3 protein-coding genes are annotated in these 1,164 nt (G+C 62.6%); 1 reads left to right on the forward strand and 2 read right to left on the reverse strand.

Going from position 1 to position 1,164, the window contains the following annotated elements; all coding sequences use genetic code 11:
- The coding region (locus tag GY769_19790; GenBank protein ID MCP4204164.1) for a hypothetical protein at positions 1-195 on the forward strand (195 nt) is incomplete at its 5' end.
- A gap of 390 nt (positions 196-585) precedes the next feature.
- On the opposite strand, the gene GY769_19795 is transcribed toward GY769_19790, so the two are convergent.
- Positions 586-750, reverse strand: coding sequence for a hypothetical protein (locus tag GY769_19795; GenBank protein MCP4204165.1), 165 nt, complete (start codon positions 748-750; stop codon positions 586-588).
- A gap of 60 nt (positions 751-810) precedes the next feature.
- Positions 811-993: a hypothetical protein gene (locus GY769_19800; GenBank protein MCP4204166.1), complete on the reverse strand. Its 183-nt coding sequence runs from the start codon at positions 991-993 to the stop codon at positions 811-813.
- Positions 994-1,164 lie beyond the last annotated feature (171 nt).

Raw genomic sequence — 1,164 nt, forward strand, 5'->3', positions numbered from 1 at the left:
GACGGCCCAGCAGTCGATGAGGATCCCGGCGTCGCCGCCTCGGTTTTGTTTCAAGGGCTCGGCTCGTCGGACGCGGTCGGTGTGGATCTCCTGAAGGGATTCTCCCAGGAGTTGGAGATCTCCACGCTCGGCCAGGACCTGGTGATCGACAACCTGATCGTGAAGGACTACCCGCTCTTCATCCGCGTCGGCTGACACTCATCCGGCGACCGCCGGTAGGGGCTCTTCTGCCAGGAGGGTTTCGTTCACTTCTGGAATCCAGATCGAGAAGGGATTCCCGGCCAAGAACGTCATCGCCGACTTCCGCTTGAGCGCTGAGGCCGGTCGCACGAGAGTGGATGTGCATTGGCGGTGTGGCGGACTCCGGGTCTACCTGGACGGCGTCAATCTCCCGCTCATCTCGCCAGAGACCGGCCGCTAGCTCGGCTTCGGGGTCCTCGGCGTATCGAATCCGAACACGGCGCTTTGGAGGATGCGGTTGGCCTCTGCGACTTGCTCCAGTTGTGAGTAGGCGCCGCGGATGCGGTGTGTCGACTTGCGGTATTCCCGGGCATGTTCTTCTGACCAGAAGAAGACGTTCTCTCGTCAGAAGTCGTCGACGATGCTGGGACCCTTCACATCGAACACCGCCACGTCGGGTATGAAAACGAGCGGATCTGCGTCCTCCGGTTCTACGTGGATGGCCATGGCGCTGTCGATCTCGAGGGCGAACGGTCTGCTGCAGTGTCGGCATTCGGTTTCCACCCTCACCGGCACCTCTTCATTTCTCAGGCGCCCTTGCACGAAGGGCGTTGCTATCGCATCGGCCGCTCAAGCCGCGTAGAGCCGTTCACCGCTCTTGAAGTAGAGCCGATGGGGAGTCTCGGCGGCCGTCACCGGATAGGCCCACACCACTGCGCCCCGGCCGTCGCGAAACAGGAACGCTTTCTTGGCCTCCAGCTCGTCGAGGATTCCTACCACCCGTTCCCGTGGGAGATCCAGGCGGTCGGCCACAACCTCTGGTGAAAGTGGCCCTCCAACTCGAGGGAGCTCCTGCACTACGAAGTGATGGACCGCCCGGTGTTCTTCGGACAGGCCGCCAGCCTCTGTTTGGGCTCGGTCCGCCAGTCCAGCGAGCCGACGTTTGCCGATGGTCGGTGGGATTCGGAGAAGGTGTCGCCACAC

This window comes from bacterium (genome assembly GCA_024224155.1).
Classification (GTDB): domain Bacteria; phylum Acidobacteriota; class Thermoanaerobaculia; order Multivoradales; family JAHEKO01; genus CALZIK01.